We start from the raw sequence: 6,272 nt of genomic DNA on the forward strand, positions 1-6,272 counted from the left end.
GATATACGCCGTGATGCGCGACCGGGTGCCCTACCGGGAGTAGCCCCGACGGTTGACAAAACTATAGGAACACCCAACGATTGCATAGCATGAGAGTGGATAATCTCCCGGTTTGAGTCTGCATTCAAGCTCAAAGTGGGAGATTATCCACTCTCATTTTGTTTGTTGATTTCGATGCCTACATTTGTAGAAACATTTCGTGGAGGCGGGTGTCTTCGTCGAGTTCGGGGTGGAAGGTTACGCCGAGCTGGTTGCCCTGGCGCGCGGCGACGATACGGCCGTCGACTTTCGCTAAGGCCTTTGCGTCGCCGTGGACCTCGACGATGCGGGGCGCGCGGATAAACGTCAGCGGCACTTCACCGTCGATGCCAGCTACCTGCCCCTTGGTTCGAAAACTGCCGAGCTGCCTGCCGTAGGCATTGCGCTCAACGAGCACATCCATGGTTGCCAGGCGCGGCGTGCCCTTATCGTCATGGGCGGCAAGGTCGTGAGCCAGCAGAATCAGGCCGGCGCAGGTGCCCAGGACGGGCATGCCTTCAACAATGCGGGTGCGAAGCTCCTCGAGCATGCCCAACTCATCTAGCAGCTTCCCTTGAACGGTAGACTCGCCGCCGGGAAGTACCAGACGGTCAAAGTCCTGCTTTAAATCAGCCGCCTGCCTCAGCTCAATACAGCGCGCGCCCAGCTCGGATAGTCTTGCCTCGTGCTCGGCAAATGCGCCTTGGACCGCCAGCACGGCGACCGTTTGGTCTGCATAATCGCTCATGTGCGATCCTTTCTGCTGGACTAGCGCCCGCGCTCTTCCATGATAATCTCGATCTCGTCGGCGTTGATGCCCACCATGGCCTCGCCCAGGTCCTCTGAAAGCTCGGCAATGAGCTTGGCATCGGTGAAGTTTGCCACGGCCTTGACGATGGCGGCTGCGCGCTTGGCGGGGTCGCCGCTCTTAAAGATGCCCGAGCCGACAAACACGCCTTCGGCGCCCAGCTGCATCATCAGCGCGGCGTCGGCGGGGGTCGCTACGCCGCCGGCGGCAAAGTTCACGACGGGAAGCTTACCCGTGGCATGGACCTCGCGCACCAGCTCGACCGGAACCTGCAGTTGCTTGGCTGCCTCAAAGAGCTCGTCGTTGCGCAGGGCAACAACGTCACGGATCTGCTTTTGGATCTTGCGCATGTGACGCACGGCCTGAACGACGTCGCCCGTACCCGGCTCACCCTTGGTGCGAATCATCGTGGCGCCTTCGGCAACACGGCGCAGCGCCTCGCCCAGATCACGGGCGCCGCAGACAAACGGCACGTCAAACTGGGTCTTGTCGATGTGATAGACGTCATCGGCAGGGGAGAGAACCTCGGACTCATCGATGTAGTCGATCTCGATGGCCTGCAGGACCTGCGCCTCGACGATGTGACCGATGCGGCACTTGGCCATGACGGGGATGGAGACGGCCTCCTGGATGCCCTTGATCATCCTGGGGTCGCTCATGCGCGAGACGCCGCCTGCGGCACGGATGTCGGCCGGGATGCGCTCGAGGGCCATGACGGCGCAGGCGCCTGCCTCCTCGGCGATGCGTGCCTGCTCGGGCGTGGTAACGTCCATGATGACGCCGCCCTTGAGCATCTGCGCGAGCTCGCGATTGAGTTTGACGCGGTCGGCCTTGCTGTTCTGTTCTGCCATGGTTGCTCCCTTGGTTGGCATGTGCATTGCTTGACGGAACATCCTATCGGGGAGCTGGGTATGACAAAATACTCAGTTTTCGAGATAATTACAAGGTCAGACTAATACCAGATTGAATGACTTAATAAGGTCAGGTGATAGGCTCATGCTTGACTACAATTTGGAAAAACGCGGCGAAGCATCGCTCTATGAGTATGTTTACCAGCAAATTCGAGATGATATCGTAGCTGGACGCATTGTGGCGGGGGAGCATTTGCCGTCTAAGCGCGCCTTTGCCAGTCATCTGGGAATCAGTGTTATTACCATCGAGAATGCATATAGCCAGTTACTCGCTGAGGGCTATATTTGCTCAATACCACGTCGTGGCTACTACGCTTGCGAGCTTCCGGATGCACCGGTTTTGGCTTCGGCTGCGGAGGGCATCGACCGAGATGCCGTCTCTGTGGGCCCCAGCGTGCATGATGTCAACGGACAGGTCGAGCGATTCGATGCGCTTTCTCCTTCTGCTTTGGAGGCGGCGCGGCTTTGGCAAAGCGCGCTACGGGCGACGCTGGCATCCGAAGACGAGCGCGAAATCTTTTCGCCCGCACCGGCGCAGGGCACTGCTCGGCTGCGACGCGCAATTGCTCACCATCTGCACGGGACAAGGGGTATGAATGTCGACCCCAACAACATCGTTATCGGTGCGGGCGCCCAGCTGCTCGATACCATGTTGGTTCAGTTGCTTGGCGCGGACAAGGTGTATGCGGTTGAGGATCCGGGCTATTTGCGTCTGACGCGTATCTATCAGGCTATGGGCTGCCAAGTTCGACATATCCCGTTGGATGATGAGGGCGTGGACTTGAGCACTCTGCAGAAAAGCGGGACCGATGTCCTTCACCTGATGCCGTCCCATCAGTATCCGACCGGCCTTGTGACGAGCATTGCGCGTCGCTATGCGCTTCTGAGCTGGGCCGCCGAGCGACCAGGTCGGTATCTCATCGAAGATGACTTTGATTGTGAGTTTCGCCTTGCTGGCAAGCCGATTCCTGCGCTCGCATCGATCGATGCCGCCCAGTCGGTTATTTACACCAACACGTTTTCGAAGAGCCTGTCATCGGCGTTGCGTCTAGCGTACATGGTGTTGCCCGATGAGCTAATGGAGCGGTTTAGGCGCAACCTTGGTTTTTACGCCTCGTCGGTTAGCTCTGTTGACCAGGTCGCTTTGGCTCGTTTGCTGGAATCGGGTGATTACGAGCGACATGTGAACCGCGTGCGCGTGCGCGCTCGCGAGGCGCGCGATGGCCTGGCGGCGCTTGTGCGGAAGGCGTTTCCGGCAGGGGAAGTCTCGATCGAGCATGCAGACGCGGGCCTTTACTGTATCGTGGTTGCGGAGCGTGGAACGGGCGGAAGCACTTTTGCACGGGCCCTCACGCGCTCGAGCATCCCTTTTATCGATATTGGTGACTGTTTTTGGTGTGCCGATGGCGCATCTGTCCCTGAAAACTCAACTCAAATTCTTGTTCAGTATGACGATCTGAGTCCAAAAGTGCTAACTAGCTTGGAATTGCAGCTAATGGGGGGGCACTCTGCAACCTAAGTGAGTAGACTTTTAGCACTTTGGCGACCAGGCAGTTTTGTAACAAGCTATCTACCTGCGGTTTTGAAAAGCAGGATGACCGGCCTGCTCGGGATGTTCAAAAAAGTCTACTCACTTGCCGCGCAAAGCTCCTGCATGAGAAAAAATGGGGTTTTCAACAGGGCTTCGTCCAGCTCTCGGCAAGCTTTTGGCCAGTTGGGGAGTGCTGTTGAAAACTTGGCAGTCCGTTCGGCGCCATTTTTGGTGCGTTCGCGCCAATACGTGACTGACTGGGTTGAAATTCGTGTTTTCCTGTGCCTATGAAGGATCTACTTTGTGACATATCGGCTTTTAGGTACTGGCGTTTGCCTCCTCAAGTCCGCGCTTTGTGTCCGCCGCTTCCACGGCCGGAAGAAGACCGGCAGCGATATGACCTTGCCCGTAACCCGACGGCTGCGGTTGTGCTCGGCTTTCCGTTGTATACATTGGTCCGGACGAGAAACAAGCGGACTTGTCCTGCCAGTATCAGGCAGCGGCTGTTTCTTGGTGAGCTCCCCAGGGAATCCGTGCTGGAAACGGAGCATGGGTTTTTGGTTACATCTCCTCTACTGACGACATTCATCATGTCGCGGCATCTGACGGATCTTCAGCTTCTTTTGGTATTGGCGGAGATGTGTGGCTTGTTTGCGGTGTGTGCCCTGCCGGCGGCACTTGAGGCGGATCTTTCGCGTGCAATTGATTCGGGCGCGATTTCGACAACGTTCGGTTGGGTGCGCTGCCCGTCCGAGGACGGCATCGCCTCAAATTTATGGCGTCGAGACGCTTTGGTTTTGGGCGGAGACCTTGACCGTTTTTGTTCAGATGTTTGCGGGATGCGTTACGGCAATAGATTTATGGCGGTATCGCAACTCGTTCCATTGGGTGCCGCGTCGCCTTTTGAGGTCGAGGCGTTTTTGTTGCTTGGACTGCCGCGAGCCCTGGGAGGCGAAGGGTTTTGCGGCATAGAGCTCAATGTCGAAGTGACGTTAAGCACAAGTGCTCGAGCGATTGTGGGAAAGTCCCGTGTATATATCGACCTACTTCTTTCTTCGCCGGACGGTAGGCGACAGGTGGCCATTGAATGTCAGGGAAAGGCCTCGCACGGACGCGCAGGGGATGGCTTGCGTGACGCTGACCGCATGACGGCCCTTCAGGCCATGGGCTACGATGTGCTTCTCCTTACACACAGACAGATATCGGATGAGGATAGATTCCGCGCGATCGTTAAGGCCATATGCAGGATGCTCGATGCTGAATATCGTGATAAAAGCTCAGATGAGCAAAGGGCTGAGACATTACTCAGGTCTGAACTATTCGTTGACTGGACAAAATTGGGAGTAATCGACGGAAAGATGCCCGCTAGACACAAAATGGCTCGATCGTGGACGGCTGCGAATCTAAGTGAGTAGACTTTTGGCACTTTGGCGACTAGGTCGTTTTGCAACAAGGCATTTACCTGCGGCTTTATAAAGTGATATGGATGGTCTGCTCGGCAAGTTCCAAAAAGTCTACTCACTTAGTTTTTGACGAGAAGCCGATGCCGAAGGCGGTCCTATTTCAGGTAGTTAACAAGTTTGTGAGGCACGAAAAAGGCCCGAACCATGCGGTCCGGGCCTCATCGAGCTAGAGGTTATGTCTCAGGTTGCTGGCTTAGCCGAAGTAGCGCTTGAGCAGGCCGGCGAAAGCCTTGCCGTGGCGAGCCTCGTCGCGAGCCATCTCGTGCACGGTGTCGTGGATGGCATCGAGGCCAGCGGCCTTGGCGCGCTTAGCAAGATCGGTCTTGCCGGCGGTGGCGCCGTTCTCGGCCTCAACGCGCATCTCGAGGTTCTTCTTGGTGGAGTCGGTCACGACCTCGCCCAGGAGCTCAGCGAACTTGGCAGCGTGCTCGGCCTCCTCGTGGGCAGCCTTCTCCCAGTACAGGCCGATCTCGGGATAGCCCTCGCGATGAGCGACGCGCGCCATGGCCAGGTACATACCGACCTCGGAGCACTCGCCCTCAAAGTTGGCGCGCAGGTCGGCAACGATGTCCTCGGAGACGCCCTCCATCTTGGCGACGCCCACGACGTGCTCGGCAGCCCACTCGAGCTGACCCTCCTCCTGCTTCAGGAAGCGAGAACCGGGAACGCCGCACTGGGGGCACTTGAAGTCCTCGGGCAGCTGGTCGCCGTCGAACTCTTCCACATAACCGCAAACGGGGCAAACAAACTTCATGATTCGATCCTTTCGATCTATGGCGATTGTGCGCTCGTCCGGTCCCGTAAGGGCCCTCTCCGGACGTGCGTCTTGACGAGTTCTATTATCCATAAATGCAACCAAATGTGAAGCCTATTAGGAATGATTTTTAATAAAACAATTTTGAGATATGAAGATGTTGATTGATTAACGATTGGCAGGCCGTCTTTGACCGCCGCTGAGTACAATCGGGCGAGCAAATGTTGACCTATCAACAAATGAAGGAGTTTCCTTTATGCATCTAGCCCGTCGTGCCTGGTGCCGAACATATCAGACGGTTTTTCGCATTGCATTGCCGATCCTGCCCTATACCGAGCCGCGCATTTTAGAGCATGCCGAGGATGTGCCCGCGGTGCTTCAAAAGCGCTCGATCCAGAAGGTCCTTATCGTGACGGATCCCGGCATTGCCCGTCTGGGGCTCACGGCACCGCTCGAGACGGCGCTCGCATGCAGGGGGATTGGCGCTACGGTCTATGCCGAAACGCGTGCGAACCCCACGGTCTCAAACGTGGAGGAAGCGGCGGCGCTGTATCGCGAGAACGACTGCCGGGCCATTATCGGCTTTGGTGGCGGTTCGGCCATGGACTGCGCCAAGGGTGTGGGGGCGCGCATTGCACAGCCGAACAAGCCCATCAACAAGATGCGTGGCCTGTTGCGCGTCCACCGTCTCCTGCCGCTACTTATTGCGGTTCCCACTACCGCCGGTACGGGAAGCGAAGTCACGCTCGCGGCGGTAATTACCGATAACGAGACGCACTATAAATAC

Annotated in this window: 6 protein-coding genes; 3 read left to right on the forward strand and 3 right to left on the reverse strand. The window is 57.2% G+C overall.

Annotation, left to right across the window (positions count from 1 at the left end):
- Positions 1-178: 178 nt before the first annotated feature.
- Together pdxT and pdxS are read right to left on the reverse strand one after the other, a co-directional pair.
- Positions 179-766 (reverse strand): pyridoxal 5'-phosphate synthase glutaminase subunit PdxT, encoded by a 588-nt coding sequence (gene pdxT / locus ABHR75_RS02945; RefSeq protein ID WP_195569138.1) that lies wholly within the window; start codon positions 764-766, stop codon positions 179-181.
- A 20-nt stretch (positions 767-786) separates the two neighbouring features.
- A complete protein-coding gene (gene pdxS, locus ABHR75_RS02950; protein WP_138111889.1) occupies positions 787-1,677 on the reverse strand; it encodes a pyridoxal 5'-phosphate synthase lyase subunit PdxS in 891 nt (296 codons plus the stop codon).
- Between the two features lie 145 nt (positions 1,678-1,822).
- On the opposite strand from pdxS, the gene pdxR reads away from it, so the two are divergent.
- Both pdxR and ABHR75_RS02960 read left to right on the forward strand, forming a co-directional pair.
- Positions 1,823-3,256, forward strand: coding sequence for a MocR-like pyridoxine biosynthesis transcription factor PdxR (gene pdxR, locus ABHR75_RS02955; RefSeq protein ID WP_195569137.1), 1,434 nt, complete (start codon positions 1,823-1,825; stop codon positions 3,254-3,256).
- Positions 3,257-3,801: 545 nt separating this feature from the next.
- Complete coding sequence (locus ABHR75_RS02960) at positions 3,802-4,683, forward strand: hypothetical protein (RefSeq protein WP_138111895.1); 882 nt, start codon at positions 3,802-3,804, stop codon at positions 4,681-4,683.
- Positions 4,684-4,924: 241 nt separating this feature from the next.
- On the opposite strand, the gene ABHR75_RS02965 is transcribed toward ABHR75_RS02960, so the two are convergent.
- Positions 4,925-5,485, reverse strand: a complete 561-nt coding sequence (locus ABHR75_RS02965) for a ferritin family protein (protein WP_022094328.1) — start codon at positions 5,483-5,485, stop codon at positions 4,925-4,927.
- Between the two features lie 256 nt (positions 5,486-5,741).
- Here ABHR75_RS02965 and ABHR75_RS02970 point away from each other — a divergent pair.
- Positions 5,742-6,272 (forward strand): iron-containing alcohol dehydrogenase (locus ABHR75_RS02970; RefSeq protein WP_346963573.1); only part of this gene is annotated, 531 nt, incomplete at its 3' end.

Source organism: Collinsella aerofaciens, from assembly GCF_039752955.1.
Lineage (GTDB): Bacteria > Actinomycetota > Coriobacteriia > Coriobacteriales > Coriobacteriaceae > Collinsella > Collinsella aerofaciens_BI.

What these genes read in the sequence shown, in the direction of transcription:
- pdxT (WP_195569138.1), bottom strand. Translation starts at nt 766, where the DNA reads ATGAGCGATTATGCAGACCAAACGGTCGCCGTGCTGGCGGTCCAAGGC.
- pdxS (WP_138111889.1), bottom strand. Translation starts at nt 1,677, where the DNA reads ATGGCAGAACAGAACAGCAAGGCCGACCGCGTCAAACTCAATCGCGAG.
- pdxR (WP_195569137.1), top strand. Translation starts at nt 1,823, where the DNA reads ATGCTTGACTACAATTTGGAAAAACGCGGCGAAGCATCGCTCTATGAG.
- ABHR75_RS02965 (WP_022094328.1), bottom strand. Translation starts at nt 5,485, where the DNA reads ATGAAGTTTGTTTGCCCCGTTTGCGGTTATGTGGAAGAGTTCGACGGC.